The 14,596-nt window shown below is 60.1% G+C and carries 17 protein-coding genes; 10 read left to right on the top strand and 7 right to left on the bottom strand.

The annotated features are described in order from the left end of the window. Nucleotides 1-135 precede the first annotated feature (135 nt). Nucleotides 136-885: a M23 family metallopeptidase gene (locus tag QP934_RS04690; RefSeq protein WP_198492735.1), complete on the bottom strand. Its 750-nt coding sequence runs from the start codon at nucleotides 883-885 to the stop codon at nucleotides 136-138. Nucleotides 886-1,316: 431 nt separating this feature from the next. Here QP934_RS04690 and QP934_RS04685 point away from each other — a divergent pair, with 431 nt between their 5' ends. From QP934_RS04685 to QP934_RS04665, 5 genes are read left to right on the top strand one after another with little or no spacing between them, the layout of a single operon-like run. Then, on the top strand, nucleotides 1,317-2,969 hold the full coding sequence (locus tag QP934_RS04685; protein ID WP_419126928.1) for a DUF6350 family protein: 1,653 nt from the start codon (nucleotides 1,317-1,319) through the stop codon (nucleotides 2,967-2,969). A gap of 22 nt (nucleotides 2,970-2,991) precedes the next feature. Further along, nucleotides 2,992-3,600 carry a phosphoribosylglycinamide formyltransferase gene (gene purN, locus QP934_RS04680; RefSeq protein ID WP_349819566.1) on the top strand — a complete coding sequence of 203 codons (609 nt, stop codon included), beginning with the start codon at nucleotides 2,992-2,994 and terminating at the stop codon, nucleotides 3,598-3,600. 27 nt (nucleotides 3,601-3,627) lie between these two features. Further along, nucleotides 3,628-5,160, top strand: coding sequence for a bifunctional phosphoribosylaminoimidazolecarboxamide formyltransferase/IMP cyclohydrolase (purH, locus tag QP934_RS04675; RefSeq protein WP_284811062.1), 1,533 nt, complete (start codon nucleotides 3,628-3,630; stop codon nucleotides 5,158-5,160). A gap of 15 nt (nucleotides 5,161-5,175) precedes the next feature. Continuing rightward, nucleotides 5,176-6,102, top strand: a complete 927-nt coding sequence (locus QP934_RS04670; RefSeq protein WP_340419109.1) for a hypothetical protein — start codon at nucleotides 5,176-5,178, stop codon at nucleotides 6,100-6,102. Nucleotides 6,103-6,126: 24 nt separating this feature from the next. Then, nucleotides 6,127-6,753, top strand: a complete 627-nt coding sequence (locus tag QP934_RS04665) for a hypothetical protein (protein ID WP_340419110.1) — start codon at nucleotides 6,127-6,129, stop codon at nucleotides 6,751-6,753. Nucleotides 6,754-6,769: 16 nt separating this feature from the next. On the opposite strand, the gene QP934_RS04660 is transcribed toward QP934_RS04665, so the two are convergent. The 6 genes from QP934_RS04660 to rpmB all read right to left on the bottom strand — a co-directional run bounded on the left by QP934_RS04660 (nucleotide 6,770) and on the right by rpmB (nucleotide 9,591). Beyond that, nucleotides 6,770-7,486, bottom strand: a complete 717-nt coding sequence (locus QP934_RS04660; protein ID WP_349819564.1) for a TetR/AcrR family transcriptional regulator — start codon at nucleotides 7,484-7,486, stop codon at nucleotides 6,770-6,772. Between the two features lie 101 nt (nucleotides 7,487-7,587). Beyond that, on the bottom strand, nucleotides 7,588-8,367 hold the full coding sequence (locus QP934_RS04655) for a putative nucleotidyltransferase substrate binding domain-containing protein (RefSeq protein WP_349819563.1): 780 nt from the start codon (nucleotides 8,365-8,367) through the stop codon (nucleotides 7,588-7,590). A gap of 241 nt (nucleotides 8,368-8,608) precedes the next feature. Beyond that, nucleotides 8,609-8,863 carry a 30S ribosomal protein S18 gene (rpsR, locus tag QP934_RS04650; RefSeq protein WP_005279904.1) on the bottom strand — a complete coding sequence of 85 codons (255 nt, stop codon included), beginning with the start codon at nucleotides 8,861-8,863 and terminating at the stop codon, nucleotides 8,609-8,611. A gap of 15 nt (nucleotides 8,864-8,878) precedes the next feature. After that, complete coding sequence (gene rpsN / locus QP934_RS04645; protein ID WP_005279906.1) at nucleotides 8,879-9,184, bottom strand: 30S ribosomal protein S14; 306 nt, start codon at nucleotides 9,182-9,184, stop codon at nucleotides 8,879-8,881. Between the two features lie 3 nt (nucleotides 9,185-9,187). Then, the gene (gene rpmG / locus QP934_RS04640) at nucleotides 9,188-9,352 is read right to left on the bottom strand and encodes a 50S ribosomal protein L33 (protein WP_005279910.1); all 165 of its coding nucleotides are present in this window, start codon (nucleotides 9,350-9,352) and stop codon (nucleotides 9,188-9,190) included. A 2-nt stretch (nucleotides 9,353-9,354) separates the two neighbouring features. Then, a complete protein-coding gene (gene rpmB / locus QP934_RS04635) occupies nucleotides 9,355-9,591 on the bottom strand; it encodes a 50S ribosomal protein L28 (RefSeq protein WP_005279911.1) in 237 nt (78 codons plus the stop codon). A 473-nt stretch (nucleotides 9,592-10,064) separates the two neighbouring features. Here rpmB and QP934_RS04630 point away from each other — a divergent pair, with 473 nt between their 5' ends. The 5 genes from QP934_RS04630 (at nucleotide 10,065) to QP934_RS04610 (ending at nucleotide 14,518) form a co-directional block, all read left to right on the top strand. Continuing rightward, on the top strand, nucleotides 10,065-10,334 hold the full coding sequence (locus tag QP934_RS04630; RefSeq protein WP_005323793.1) for a type B 50S ribosomal protein L31: 270 nt from the start codon (nucleotides 10,065-10,067) through the stop codon (nucleotides 10,332-10,334). Nucleotides 10,335-10,349: 15 nt separating this feature from the next. Next, on the top strand, nucleotides 10,350-10,523 hold the full coding sequence (gene rpmF, locus QP934_RS04625) for a 50S ribosomal protein L32 (RefSeq protein ID WP_005279913.1): 174 nt from the start codon (nucleotides 10,350-10,352) through the stop codon (nucleotides 10,521-10,523). A gap of 164 nt (nucleotides 10,524-10,687) precedes the next feature. Then, a complete protein-coding gene (locus QP934_RS04620) occupies nucleotides 10,688-11,386 on the top strand; it encodes a response regulator transcription factor (RefSeq protein ID WP_284786491.1) in 699 nt (232 codons plus the stop codon). Further along, nucleotides 11,383-12,942: an ATP-binding protein gene (locus QP934_RS04615; protein ID WP_419126927.1), complete on the top strand. Its 1,560-nt coding sequence runs from the start codon at nucleotides 11,383-11,385 to the stop codon at nucleotides 12,940-12,942. Before QP934_RS04620 ends, QP934_RS04615 begins: the two co-directional genes overlap by 4 nt. 109 nt (nucleotides 12,943-13,051) lie before the next feature. Beyond that, nucleotides 13,052-14,518 (top strand): trypsin-like peptidase domain-containing protein, encoded by a 1,467-nt coding sequence (locus QP934_RS04610; RefSeq protein ID WP_419126926.1) that lies wholly within the window; start codon nucleotides 13,052-13,054, stop codon nucleotides 14,516-14,518. Nucleotides 14,519-14,596 lie beyond the last annotated feature (78 nt).

The following is a 14,596-nucleotide window of genomic DNA, read 5'->3' as shown; positions in this document are numbered from 1 at the left end:
GGTTTGGGGCGCAGTTGATGTAATCCCATCTTCTGGGCGAGTGTACTAGGTGAGGGGAGGGTATCTGTGGGCATGACAAAGCGCTGCAGAGAAGTTCTCTGCGGCGCTTAACAAGAAGGTGTTGGGGTGGGGACCTTAGAGGTCGATGCCTCGCTCAGCCAGCCAAGGCTGCGGATCGATTGCCTCGCCACCGTTCGGGTGAACTTCGAAGTGGAGGTGGGAGCCGGTGGAAAAGCCCATCGAGCCCATGCCGGCGATCTTCTGGCCGGCATGCACGTGCTCGCCAACGGCTACGTCAAGAGTTTGCATGTGACCATAAACGGTCATGGTGCCGTCGTCGTGCATGATGCGGATCCACTGGCCGAAGCCGGAAGCTGGACCGGAGTCAATGACCGTACCATCCATGACGGCAAGGATTGGGGTGCCGGGAGAGTTGGCGATGTCGACGCCCTTGTGGAAGGTGCCCCAGCGCATAGCGAATGGAGATGTGAATGCGCCCTCGGCCGGGCGAGCTACGGACGGAGCGCGAGCAGCCTCGTCGGCAGCGGCGCGCTCTTCAGAGGCCTGAATGGCCTTGTTGAGCTGATCGGTCAGATCGGCAACTGGCTTAGCCTCAGCAACGTTGAGGATCTGCGGGGTGGTATCAACCGGAGCCGCAGCAGCATCCTCAACTTGGGTGGAGTCAGAGGCGAGCTCGAAGTCAACGGACTGCGTCTTGGTGGTGGCCGCGTCATCGGACTGGATGTTTGCGGCGGCTGCGCCACCAACGCCGGCCGTGGAAACTGCACCTGCCGCAACCGTCATTACGGCAATGCGGCCCTTCGCGGTCTGCGAGGTGACAATCTTGCGATGGCGGCCGGCGCCACGCTGAACTTTGCTTCGCATTAGGTCTTCTTTCGTCATTTTCACAATCTGCGCAGAACGGGTGTTACATCCCCACCGAGTTAGTTACGAGATTGTGACCTTCTTGTTACCAACGAGATGTAACAGTAGCGTCTCGAAAAGATAACAGCAACCCAAATTAAGAAACTTTCAAGCCCTCCTCGGGGAAATTGTCCACGAGCAGGCAACATGTGGCACGCGGAATATCATTAGTGCGATAAAGATCCCACGCGAGCTCCGCGTGCGTCACGCAAAACTAGCAGCCTTTGCCTTCAATAGTGTTACAGCCAGAGTTAAGGGTGTGAAACCAGGGTAGATTTTATACTCCTTATATATTTGTATAGCCCGGGTACAGGGGTTGCCGCCGGTGATTTTGCGAGCGCCTCGTCGCGCCACCCCGATTTCACTTCCGGAAGGTGGCAAAGTGGACGCCGATGAACAAAAACACCAGCCCCCAATCTCGGTCAACGCCCCGCCCGCGTAGCCAGGCGCGGGGCCGTACGGTGCGCGCGCAGCGCACCCCACGCGCGCCTCATCCCAGTGGATCACGCCAGTCCTCTGGATCGGCGCAGCGCGTCGCTCGCAAGGCCGGCTCCAAGGCCAAGGTGCGCCGTACGCCCGCGCCGTTGACCAAAGCCGGGCGCATTCGCCGCATGCTCATTACGGCGGCAGTGCCCAACGTGGTTATTGTCCTTATCATTATGGCCATCGCGCTTGGCGGTCTCATGCTCACCGGCTCTCCCATGGCGTGGTGGTACACCATCGTGGCGGAGACCTGGATGGTCTTTAACCTCGCCCCGGTCTCTGCGGCTGATGTGCATATTTCCTTCCTGCCCGCCTTGCCAGCGCTTATCCTTGCCGCGGTGGTGGCGGTTCGGGTGCGCAGCGCGGTAAAGCACAAGGTTAGCGTCAAGGACTTGCTTACTCTTTTGGCCTGCGTGCTTGGCGTGCCGGTGGTATTTACCATCATCGCGTGGCTGATGCTGTGGGATGCGGGCAAGGTCTATGACGTCTCCCCGCCAAACCTGGCGCAGGCGTTGTTGCGCGTTATTGTTCTGCACCTGGCCGCCATGGCGGCCGGCATGGGGTGGCGCTTGTGGCGGGCGTTGGCCAAGCGTTATGGAGTGCCGCGCCCGCTTGTCGACGCCACCCAGAACGCCCTTCGCTACCTCGCCTACCTGGCCATTGGCGCAGCCGCAGTCTTCGCGGTGGTATTCCTTGTCAACGTCTCCCGCCAGGGCGAGATGATGAATGACTATCCTACGATCTCCGGCTTAGGCATTGCCGGACTCGTGCTGCTGAGCGTGCTTTATATTCCCAATGCCATCGTGAGCACCGCAGCGGTATTGGTGGGCTCGGAGTTTTCCGTAGGCGAAGGCTCGGTGAGCCTCTTTAGCGCCCACCTCGTGCCGCTGCCGCCGCTGCCGATTACCGGCGGCATTCCTGCATCCGCGCCCAGCTGGGCGGTGGCGCTATTGATCGTCCCCCTCGGCGCCGCAATCTACTCGTTGTACAAGAAGCGTCCGAGCTTTCAGGACGTACTAGTAGCTACGGTGGCCTCCGCAGTAATCATGCTGGTTGCCTGTTACCTCGTCAGCGGTGATCTTGGCTACTACGGTTCGACCGGCCCGCAGCTGTGGACTGCCGCAGGCCTCACCGCCCTGTGGATGGCTGTCGTTGGCTGCGCCGTTGCCGCTGGCTTCGCCTTCGTGGCCTGGCGTGCGGCCCGCACAGCACCTGGTGCGGCCCCCACCGATGAATACGCCGACGAACCCGCTGCCGCTGCCGACGAGGCTCCCACCGAACCGGAGCGAGAGCCCATCACGGATCCGGAAATCGTTGACGCCGAGGTAGTCGAGGACGAGCCAGAAGATACTGCACCTGACGCGGCCGCGGAGGAACCGGAAGAAGAGCAGAAAGAAGAGGGCGCTCCAGCCGGCGAAGTAGCGGAGCGGCCGGAGGAGGCTAAGGAGGGCGATGAAAGGGGCGTCGCAAAGCCGCTGAGCCAACAGCTCAAGGACCAAATGGGGGAGAGTGAGCAGTACTCCTCGAGCGAAGATTCCCCCGAGGAGGGGGAGAGGGGCTAGGCTATAGCGCGTGACTTCACCGATGCCTCCGCGCTATACCGCTGACCCTGAACGCCTCCGAGTGGTGGTGCTCGTTTCTGGAACGGGTTCCCTGCTGCAAGCGATCATGGATGCCCAAGCCGGGCACTACCAGGTAGTGAAGGTGGTGGCGGATAAGGAATGCCACGGTATTTCGCGCGCACAGGACCACGGGATTGATACCGAGGTCGTGGCGCTGGGTGCGGATCGCGCCGAATGGAATCAACGTCTGGTTGACGCAGTAGATGCTGCGCAGCCAGACGTTGTTGTTTCTGCGGGCTTTATGAAGATCCTGGGCCAGGAATTCCTGGCCCGCTTCGAAGGCCGCACCATCAATACCCACCCGGCGCTACTGCCTGCCTTCAAGGGAGCGCACGCGGTGCGCGACGCCCTAGATTACGGCGTGAAGATCACTGGCTCTACCGTCCACTTTGTGGACGCGGGCGTGGATACCGGCTCCATCATCGCGCAGCGCCCCGTTGCCATCAATGCGGACGATGACGAGTCCACCCTCCACGAGCGCATTAAACAAGTAGAGCGCGACCTCATCGTGGAGGTGCTGCGTGCAGCTAACGTCCACGACGAGAAACTAACTATTCAACTCGCAGACTAAGACTTTTCGAAAGGCTTAATCCTCCTCATGAGCGAAGACCGCAAGCAGGTAAAGCGCGCCCTTATCAGCGTGTACGACAAGACCGGGCTGGAGGATCTAGCCCGCGCCCTCGATAAGGCAGGCGTAGAAATCGTCTCCACCGGCTCCACCGCGAAGAAGATCGCGGACCTAGGCATCGAGGTCACTCCGGTAGAAAAGCTCACCGGCTTCCCGGAGTGCTTGGAAGGCCGTGTCAAGACGCTGCACCCGCGCGTGCACGCCGGCATTTTGGCCGATACCCGCAAGGAAGATCACCTCAACCAGCTCTCCGATCTCGAGGTAGAGCCTTTCCAGCTCGTCGTGGTCAACCTGTATCCCTTCCGCGAGACCGTGGCTTCGGGCGCGGACTTTGATGGCTGTGTAGAACAGATTGATATCGGCGGCCCATCCATGGTGCGCGCAGCCGCCAAGAACCACCCGTCTGTTGCCGTTGTGGTAGACCCTTCCCGCTACGGTGAAGCCGTGGAAGCCGTCACCAACGGTGGCTTTACCCTGGAGCAGCGCCGTGGCCTTGCCCGCGATGCTTTCCTGCACACCGCGGATTATGATGCGGCCGTCTCCGCCTGGTTCGTGGACCAGCTCAGCGAGGAGGGGCAAACCACCCCGCTGCGCTACGGCGAGAACTCTCACCAGGCGGCCACCGTTACCCGCATCGGTTCCAAGGGCCTTGCCAATGCCACTCAGTTCAATGGCAAGGAGATGAGCTACAACAACTACCAGGATGCGGATGCCGCTTGGCGCGCCGCGTGGGACCACGAGCGCCCCTGCGTTGCGATTATCAAGCACACCAACCCATGCGGCATTGCCGTGTCCGAAGAGTCCATCGCCGCTGCCCACCGCGCGGCGCACGCGTGCGACCCAATGTCCGCCTTCGGTGGCGTGATTGCCGTCAACCGCGAGGTCACCGTAGAGATGGCCGAGCAGGTCAAGGAGATCTTCACCGAGGTCATCGTTGCTCCTTCCTATGAGGACGGCGCCATCGAAGTCCTCAAGGCCAAGAAGAATCTGCGCGTGCTACAGGCAGAGCACGAAGACCAGCACGAGGAGCGCAAGTACATCTCTGGCGGCGTGCTCACCCAAGAGCCAGATACCTACCAGGCCGAGGGCGATAACCCGGCTAACTGGACCCTGGCCGCGGGCGAGGCCCTCAACGAGACCGACTTGGCTGAGCTCGAGTTCGCCTGGCGCGCCGTGCGCGCGGTGAAGTCCAATGCCATCTTGCTGGCCAAGGACAATGCCACCGTGGGCGTGGGCATGGGCCAGGTCAACCGCGTTGACTCCGCCAAGCTGGCCGTCGAGCGCGCCAACACCCTAGCCGATGGTGCCAACCGCACCGAGGGCTCCTTCGCCGCTTCCGATGCCTTCTTCCCGTTCGCCGATGGCTTGCAGGTGCTTCTCGACGCCGGCGTTAAGGCCGTTGTCCAGCCCGGCGGCTCCATTCGCGACGAAGAAGTCATCGCGGCGGCGAAAGAAGCCGGCGTTACTTTGTACCTGACCGGTACCCGCCACTTCGCGCACTAGCCTAAGCTCAATGCCATGACATTCCCTATCCGCCGGGCCTGGGGCCCGGCAGCCGCCCTTATCGCCTGCGCGCTCACCCTAAGCGCCTGCGGCGATGAGGACGCGGCGAATAATTCCCCTACTTTCGTCAACACCGAAGCACGTGGCACGGCAGATCCCCTCTACGGAAAAGAGACCACGTCCGCACCACCGGCTGCCTCGTCTGCGCCTTCCTCCTCCACGGAGCCACCGGCCGCGGCCCCTTCCGGCGATGTCCAAGCCGTGCTTGACCGCATCGTGGCCGAAAACGGCGATGTGGGCATCGCCGTCTCCGATGGCACGACCGCCGTTGAAGCGGGGCGCACCGCTCCCGAGGCCGCGTGGTCAACCTCCAAGGTGCCGGTGCTGATCGCGGCGAATCGCACGGGTGCGGCCGATAGCCAGCTAGTGTCCTCTGCAATCACCTACTCCGATAACGAGGCTGCCAAGGCCGCGTGGGCAGCTTTAGGGGAGGGGACCGCAGCCGCGCAGGCCACACAAAGTGTCATCGCGGAGGCGGGCGATACCGCCACCCAAGTCCAATCCCAGGTCACCCGGCCGGAATTTACGGCTTTTGGCCAAACCATGTGGGGCGTGGGAAACCAAGCAAAGTTCATGGCCGGGGTGCGCTGCGTTGAAGGTGCCCAGCCGATTGTCGACGCCATGGGTGTCGCCGATCCTGCCCAAGCCTACGGCCTGCGCACTCTGCCGGGCGCCTTGATGAAGGGCGGCTGGGGCCCGAGCCCCGCCGGCGCCTACGACGTGCGGCAGATGGGTATCGTGCAGCTTGGCGGGCACGACGTCGCCGTGGCACTGATCGCCTCCTCTCCTGATGGTCAGTACGCCTCCACCCAAAACGTGCTTACCTCCATGGCCGAAGCCCTAGCGCAGGCCGAAACCCAGTGGCCCAGCCCTGCCTGTTAAGACTGTCAGTAGAAAGGAAAACTCATGACTTCTCGCTTAAGCCTCCGCCCGCTTATTGCCGCAGGCTTCGTCCCGCTCGTGGCCGCCGGCCTCGCGCTGAGCGGTTGCAGTAACTCCACGGATGAATCCGCTCCCAGCTTCAAAGGTGAGGGCAGTGGAATGACCACGGTCAATAACTCCGACAAAGAAGAGGAGACCGCCGAGGAAACTACGGCCGCGCAAGAGACCGAAACCAAGGAATCCCCTGAGGAACCGCCGGTAGTCACGGTCACGCAGACGGAAAAACAGGAGGCTCCGTCTTCCCCTGGCGGTGGGCAGAAGACTGGAGAAGGCAACTACATTTCTGATTTCAATGGGCACGGTTGGCTCGATGGCGGTTACGCAAGTTGCAACCGGTTTGAACGCGCCCTGTTTGCTGGTTCGGGGCCAGACGGCAGGGTCATCATTTGTGAAACCGGTGGTGGCGTCAAGTTCTATCGCTCGTCGATGTTTGATGGTCAGTTTCAAACAAGCGACGTTACCCAAGACGGCAATAACTACTACGTCAATGCGGATCCGTCGATCATCGTGGTGACGCCGAGTGGCGTGAGCGTGCGCGAGGGCGGTGGATTGGCCGCCACGGGCGAGTTCACGGAGTCGTGGCAGCGCTAACGAGAGGAACGACCGGCTAGCGCGACTTCTTCTTGCGGTCGGCCGCTGCGGCGGCGGCCGCAGAGATGGAGTCGTTGCGGTTCTTCAGCAGCTCCAAGGTAGTTTCTTCGGCATTGTCGGGGACGGAGGCGCCGAGGACGGCCAAGGCGGCGTCGGCAAGCATAGCGGCAGTCTCCGGAACCGACTGGGAAGCATCAAAGGGTGGGTTGCCGTCGTTGGGGCGCATTTCAATAACGGACAGCGCGATGTGGAAGGGAAGCTCCACGCGGGGGTCATCCTCGCCCACAATGGCGGCGGCGGTGGAACGGAAATGATTCTGCAGGCGGTCGCGCGACTCGTGATACTCGGAGAACTCCGAAGAATTAGCCACCGGCAGCTGATACAGGCGGCCCACGTTCCAGCCACTGGTAAGTAGCAGTCGCGATTCTGCGGCAACCAAAGACCACAGGCGCTGAGCTGGGTCGGCGTCGGTGCCTGCCAATTCATCGGCCAATTCCAGGGAGGGCTCAATGGTGGAATTGAGCAGCGTCAGGAAAATCTCCGTCTTGGACGGGAAGTGGTAGTACAGCGACGCCTGACGGATGCCTACCGCGTCTGCAATCTGGTGCGTGGACGTGGTAGCAAAACCCTGAGTAGTGAAAAGCTCGGAGGAGGCGTCCAAAATCTCCTCACGGGCGCTATTGCCTCTGCGCCGCGGGCTGTGTTTACGCGGCCTACCGACATTGCCTGCCATGCGGTGGGACGCCTCCTTTCACAAAGGGAAATCGCTTTTAATAGTCAACTGTACAATCTTATGCCCGATGAGGTGCAGCTTCCGAATCCGCACCGTAGAGACTATTTATATTCTTCTGCCCGCCGGGAAATGGATTCAAACGCAGCCGAGACAATGCGGCACGCCGAACCATAAGCGGTGCGATCCAGCGGCGGAAGATCGCGCAGCGTGGCCGGACGATCGCTAACGCCCTCATACCAACGGCGCAACTCTAACGCATAACCGGTGCGCCACGCGAGGTCCAAAGACTCTGCGTCCGCGGCGGTGAGCAGATCGCGTTCCACGCCAATCGCCAGGCGGTCAACGGTCGGGCGCGGTCCAGGTGCCGCCCAGCGTGCGATAGCTGCAATGGGGGAGAGCAGCGTGGCCTTAATATCGACCGCTGCATCGCGGTCCGGCAGGCCATCGACCATCTTTAGGGCAGGCGGGCGCTGGCCCAAGGCTTCTTCTAGCAGTGCTTGTTCCCCGCCGTTTCCAAGGGGCAGGCCGGCGTCGACGCGCGCGGCGATGGAATCGGCGGCTGCGTGAGCTTGGAGACCGACATCGGCGAAGACCTCTTGCAAATCGGCATCGTCGCCCATCCACACCACGGGCATGGAGGGCAGCTGGTCGCCACGGGCGGCCGCGCCGCTAAGACGGACTGGGGAGTTGACCCCCGGGGAGCGAACAATATCCGTAATCAGCCGGGAATACCAGTTGGCCAATTCAATCTCATTGTCCTGGTGGGCGACCGCGTTGCGCAAGATATCTTGGGCCTCTGCGAGCAGTCCGCGGGCCGTAGCGCGGGACTGGCAGTGCGGGGCGAGCTCGGAAAGATCGAGTAGGGATTGGTGCAGGGCCATTGCTCACTGCCTTTCACTAGTGCGGGGCCGGTGCTTCCCCGCCGGCTGCGGGGTGCACGAATGTTTTCAATCTAACACTTCGGTTCTGTGATCCGGGCATGTGGGCCGCGCAGAAGGGATAGGAGGGCTAAAACGACTTTCGCCGCCTGCCCTCGGGGAGGGAGGCGGCGAAAGCTTATGGTTCTTTTACCGTGTCACACTTGCCAGCGGCAAAAGTGCGCTGTTGATACCCAGCTACTGTTTAGCGGGTGGTGAACGGCAGGAGAGCCATTTCGCGTGCGTTCTTGACTGCGGTAGCAACCTGACGCTGCTGCTGCGGGGTCAAACCGGTGACGCGACGGGAACGGATCTTGTGACGATCCGAGATGAACAGACGCAGAGTCTTGGTGTCCTTGTAGTCCACCTTCTCGATGCCCTCAGCCTTCAAAGGGTTCTTCTTTGGGCGACGGCTCTGCTCCATACGGAACTTCTTTTGGTTATTGCGCTTATTAGCCATTGTGCAATTACCCCTTTACCAGCTGGACTTACGAACGCCCGGCAGCTCACCACGGTGAGCCATGCCGCGCATACGGACACGGGACAGGCCGAACTTGCGGAGGTAACCGCGTGGACGGCCATCGGCAGCGTCACGGTTACGTACGCGGGCTGGGGAAGCGTCACGAGGCTGGCGGTTCAGCTCGAACTGAGCCTCCAGGCGCTCCTCATCCGGGGTGTTCGGGTTCTTGATGATCTTCTTGAGCTCAGCGCGACGCTCCGCATAGCGGGCGACGATTTCCTTGCGCTGCTCGTTCTTAGCGATCTTGGACTTCTTAGCCATTGATTATCGCTCCTCGCGGAATTCGACGTGCTTGCGGGCAATCGGATCGAACTTCTTCAAGGTGATGCGATCCGGGTTGTTGCGCTTGTTCTTACGGGTCACGTAGGTGTAACCGGTGCCCGCAGTGGACTTAAGCTTGATGATTGGGCGGATATCGTTACGTGCCATACTTAAATCTTCTCCCCACGTGCGCGAATCTTAGCCACAACGGACTCGATGCCATCGCGGTCGATGATCTTCATGCCCTTCGTGGAAACGTTCAGGGTGATGGTACGGCCCTCAGAGGGCAGGTAGTAGCGACGACGCTGCACGTTGGGGTTCCAACGGCGCGAAGTGCGGCGGTGCGAGTGCGAGACCTGCTTGCCGAATTCCGGCTTGCGGCCCGTTACCTGGCAAATAGCCGACATGGGTCTTCTTTCTCCTAGCCGCCCACATCATGGCTATAGACAATGAAGCGCCGACTGCCGTGTGAGGGTGGCAGTGCTCAAAAGTGAGGTGTGAGCGGGTGCGGCGCCATCGTCAAACACCAGTAGACGGGGCGTAAAACGTATATTTTGACAACAGCAAGGGAAAATCTTACAGCCTCGGGCGCGAATTACCTAATCGCTGCCTCGCTGCGGCACCTTGGCCGTTTGCCGTGCTGGGGTGGTGTTTGCCTGTGGGGTGCCGCCAGGCGTGATGCAAGAAACGTGAGTGAAATGAGTGGTCGCCGCTGGTTGGGGATTTCGTATATGGGTTAGTTGGCTGTAGGATAATTCAGGTTGTTGACCCGTGCCACGCGGCGCGCGGTTAACAGAGTGAAATTTGTACGTCCCAACTCGGGCACGATCCTCACCAAGCGTGTGGAACCGACCCGTAGTCCAACCCTGAGGGAATATATATGAAGAAAGATATTCACCCGGATTACCACCCGGTAGTCTTCCGTGATGCTGGTACCGGTCACTCCTTTTTGACCAAGTCCACCGCTTCCTCCGACCGCACCGTTGAGTGGGAAGACGGCAACGAGTACCCACTGATCGTCGTTGACGTTACCGCTGAGTCCCACCCGTTCTGGACTGGTGCACAGCGCGTTATGGATACCGCCGGCCGCGTCGAGCGCTTCAACCAGCGCTTCGGTGGCATGGCACGCCGCAAGAAGAAGAACGCGTAAGGAGGAGAGTAGAAAATGGCAACTCCTAAGTTTAAGAAGTCCCGTGCGAACACCCACGCACGCCGTTCCCAGTGGAAGGCTGACAATGTAGCCCTCCAGGAAGTCACCATCGATGGCCAGACCGTCCGCATCCCGCGCCGCCTGGTTAAGGCTGCCAAGCTGGGCCTGGTTGACGTAGAGCAGTTCTAAGCTCGCTCTTTAATCTCCCCGTCCGCTCTCTTTAGAGGGCTGGGCGGGGATTTTTAGCTTTAGAAGCCTCCTATAAGCATGTTTTAACTGTATTTGGGGGGCTATGGGGGTAAATATTTCCCTTAACTTCATGAAGTTGACTGTCATCAGTAATAATTAGGACTATGAAAATCCTTGTGGTGGATGATGAACAAGCCGTCCGCGAATCGCTACGCCGTTCCCTACGCTTTAACGGCTACGAAGTGCTGACCGCTAACGACGGCTTGGAAGCCGTGGAGACGGTGCGCGCTGAGAATCCCGAATTGGTGATTCTGGACGTCATGATGCCCAACATGGATGGACTAGAGGTATGCCGTACCCTGCGCAGTGAGGGTTGGGATCGTCCAATCCTCGTTCTGACCGCGCGCGATGGCGTCTCGGATCGCGTGGCTGGCCTCGATGCCGGAGCGGATGATTACCTGCCAAAGCCGTTCGCATTGGAAGAGCTCTTGGCCCGCGTGCGCTCCTTGGTACGGCGTGCCGCTGCAGATTCCATCGCCGCTGAAGCTCCGGTGGAAAGCAAGCTTAGCTTCGAGGACCTTGAACTTGATGCCGATACCCGCGAAGTAAGCCGCGGTGGCCGGGCCATTTCCTTGACGCGTACCGAGTTTGCGCTGCTGCAATTGCTGATGGAAAATCCCCGCAAGGTTCTCTCGCGCAGCAAGATCCTGGAAGAAGTATGGGGATACGATTTCCCTACCTCCGGCAATGCTCTCGAGGTCTATATCGGCTACCTGCGTAAGAAGACGGAGGGCGAGAGCGATGCTCGCCTCATCCACACCGTCCGTGGTGTGGGCTATGTTTTGAGGGAGTCTAATTCGTGATTTTAAGGAAGCCCGCTTCCCCTGCGGTGGCTTCCGGGAAGGTACAGTCCACCCCTCTTACCGAGTTCTCTGATCGTCAGGGGAGTTGGGCTTCACGGACGCCACTGCGGTGGCGCCTTGCTACTGTTACCGGCCTTGTGGTGGCCGTAGCCATTGCCTTGATGACGCTGGCAACGTATTGGGTAGTTTCTATGTCCCTTACTGCCTCCGTCGATGAGCGCTTGGAGGCCAAGGCCGATGTCTTGTTGCGGCAAAGCCAAGACCCGCGGTTCATGGATAACGTGGACCAGGAAATCAAGGATTTTAAGGCCTATAACCCTGGCACCCGTGTAGCCCTATCACCGCCCTCCATGAGCTTTTCCTACGGCGACACCATTCCTGTGGGCGGGGACTTCCACCGGACGGAGGATTACACGGAAACTTCCGTGCGTACCGTCGGCGGCGAGCGGGTGTTGGCCAAGCGTCATGATCTCGGCTCTACCGTGGTCGTCGCTCAGTCTCTCGCACCTACGCAAGGGCTCATAGCCATCTTGGGCACGGTGCTTCTGATTATCGTTGGCCTTGGCATCTTGCTCGCCATTTTTGCCGGCCTCATCGTGTCCAAAACCGGTATGCAACCCATCGCCCGGCTGAAGCGAGCGGTGGATTACGTGACGCAGACCAACGACCTGCGTCCTATTGAGGTCTCCAATAACGACGAGATGGCGCAGTTGACCACCTCCTTTAACCAGATGCTGGAGGCACTGCAGGAATCCCGTTCGCAGCAGGCTCAGTTCGTAGCCGATGCTGGACATGAGTTGAAGACCCCGCTGACCTCTATGCGTACCAATATTGAGCTTTTGATGATGCTCAATCGCGCCGGTGGTGGCTTTGACATGAGCGATGAGGACCGCAAAGACCTCGAAGATGACGTGATGTCCCAGATGAATGAGCTCTCCACCTTGATTGGGGACCTCGTTGATCTGGCGCGCGAGGACGGCAATGAGCGCGAACCGGAACCGGTTGACCTTTGTGAAGTCATGATGGCTTCGCTGGAGCGTGCGCGCCGCCGCCGTCCCGATGTGGAGTTCTTGGTGCGCTTTATCCCGTGGGAGCTGGACGGCGACCCCTTCGCATTGGGCCGTGCAACGCTTAACCTCATGGACAATGCGGCTAAGTGGTCGCCGGCAACTGGCACGGTGCGCGTATCCATGGAGCAGCTATCCTCCCACGAGGTGCGCCTGCGCTTTGATGACTCTGGGCCTGGCATTGCACCGGAGGAGCGGGAGAAGGTCTTTGAACGCTTCTACCGTTCGGCAGAAGCGCGTTCCATGCCGGGCTCGGGCTTGGGCTTGGCCATTGTGAAATCGGTAATTGAACGCCACGATGGCACGATCAAGATCCGCGAGTCTAATGATGGTGGCACCCGCATGGAAGTCATTTTGCCGGGTAAGCCTGTGCCGGGTGAGATTTTCGTGGACGGTTTGGCAGACCCGCATGAGGGGCTGCCGGGTGATAAGGAAGACCCGAGCGACCGGGGTGAAATCTTTGCGCAGCGTTGGTTTAATCAGGGCTAGCGTACAAGCGTTTATACTGGTGAGGTAATACAGCATCCTTCCAGGAATTCCTAGTAGGTTGGCAGATCAATATCAGTCTTGACCAAGCGAAGTGAGGCATAGTTTTCTCATGAACATGAGGAATGACGATTACCGCGGCTTTGATGGAAACTCCCCAGAGGGAGAATCCCAGGAAGGTCCGGGTAGGGCCGAGCCGGTCCAGGGTGGTCCGAACTTTGGGGAGACCGGACAGCCGGATGCGGGTGCCGGAAATGCTGGCCCCTACAGCGATGGCACTGGTCCTTATGGTGGCGTTGGTGCGCAGGCGTATGAGACCGGTTCCTATTCGCAGGGCTGGAATCATCCGCGCGGCGGTGCTGAAGGTGATGACCCGCGAACGCTAGGTTCGCTGGGGCCCTATCCGAATGCCCCACAGACCCAAAGCTTTAGCGGTCAGGGGCAGGAAGGCCCGATGGTCACCCCTCTGCCTCCGCAGCCGGAGCAAAAGAAGAAAATCGGCTTGGGCGCCGCCACCGCACTGGCGGCCGTCGCTGCCATCGCCGCAGGCTCGATTGCCGGCGCTGTGGTCGGCATGAGTTCTGGGGGAGGCAATAACGATACCTCCGTGGTCAATGAAGCCCTCAAGGCTGAGCCGGCAAACAATAGCACCGGTAAGGAACCGGAACAGGGTTCTGTGGAAGAAGTAGCCTCCAAGGTTTTGCCGGCGGTGGTTTCTATCCAGACGATGACTCGTGCTGGTGGGGCTGAAGGCTCCGGTTCTGTCATCTCCCCAGATGGTTATGTACTGACTAACCACCACGTGGTTGCCGGTGCTGAACACGGTGGCATGATGCAAGTGACCATGAATGACGGCAGCAAGCATGAAGCTAACGTGGTGGCCTCGGATGCGAATACGGATGTTGCCATCGTGAAGATCAAGGACGTCAAGGACTTGCCCTTCTTGCAGTTCGGTGACTCCGATTCCGTCGCCGTGGGCCAAGAGGTGGTGGCCGTGGGGTCTCCTTTGGGGCTGAATGCGACCGTAACCTCGGGCATCGTATCTGCGAAGAACCGTCCCGTTCGCGCTTCCCAAGATGGTGGCGAGTCCTCACTGATTGACGCCATTCAGACCGATGCCGCAGTGAACCCTGGCAACTCGGGCGGCCCCTTGGTGGATCGAGACGGCAATATCGTGGGCATGAACTCCATGATTGCTTCGCTGTCTAATAGTTCCTCCGGCGAGGGCGGCTCCATTGGCCTGGGCTTTGCAATTCCATCCAATTTTGCCAAGCGCATGGCAGATGAGCTCATTAATGACGGCAAAGTTTCCCACCCGACCCTTGGCGTGAAGGTGCTAGCGCGCGACGACGGCAATGGTGCCCGCATCGCCGGGGTGGAGCCGGGTGGCCCAGCAGATAAGGCGGGCCTAAAGGATGGCGACATTGTTACCCGCGTCAACGATCGCCTGATCGAAAACGCCGATGCGCTCATCGCGGCGGCGCGATCGCAAGACTTTGGCGCGACGGTGACCTTGGAGGTTACCCGCGAAGACTCGGATGAATCTCGTCAGGTAGAGGTAACCCTCTCAGGCGAGTAAATTACTGTGCAAGACCTCATTAGGTGCTAAATGCGCCGTACCTCACCCCGCCACAAGGCCGCAATGCCTTAACTTAAG

Source organism: Corynebacterium sp. MSK122 (genome assembly GCF_030229435.2).
Taxonomy (GTDB): Bacteria; Actinomycetota; Actinomycetes; order Mycobacteriales; family Mycobacteriaceae; genus Corynebacterium; species Corynebacterium marquesiae.
This window is presented reverse-complemented; position numbering and strand designations above follow the sequence as displayed.